Origin of the sequence: Stutzerimonas marianensis (assembly GCF_022810315.1) — a bacterium.
In the GTDB taxonomy this organism is placed as follows: domain Bacteria; phylum Pseudomonadota; class Gammaproteobacteria; order Pseudomonadales; family Pseudomonadaceae; genus Stutzerimonas; species Stutzerimonas marianensis.
This window is the reverse complement of sequence record NZ_JALGRD010000093.1, coordinates 1-309: the sequence shown is the minus strand read 5'-3', so window position 1 is coordinate 309 and position 309 is coordinate 1. Positions and strand designations below refer to the sequence as shown.

General features: G+C 51.5%; 1 rRNA gene. It reads left to right on the top strand.

Going from position 1 to position 309, the window contains the following annotated elements:
• Positions 1 to 309: ribosomal RNA gene (locus MST27_RS22365) — 16S ribosomal RNA — on the top strand; the annotation flags it as partial.

Genomic DNA, 309 nt, shown 5'->3' with positions numbered 1-309 from the left:
GCTCAGAACGAACGCTGGCGGCGTGGATTAGGCATGCAAGTCGCACGAGGGAGCGTCCCGAAAGGGGCGCAAACCGAGTGGCGTAAGGGTGAGTAATGCATTGATAACCTACCTTTGAGATGGGAACAACAACGTTCCAAGTAATTGGGGCTACCGAAAGGGTTGCTAATTCTCAATAAAAATGCTGACACTTTGGTGTCGGCAGTCAAAGAAATGGATCTGGAAAGGTCCATTTGCTCAGAGAGGGGTCAATGTCCTATCAGCTAGTTGGTAGGGTAATGGCCTACCAAGGCGAAGACGGGTAGCCGG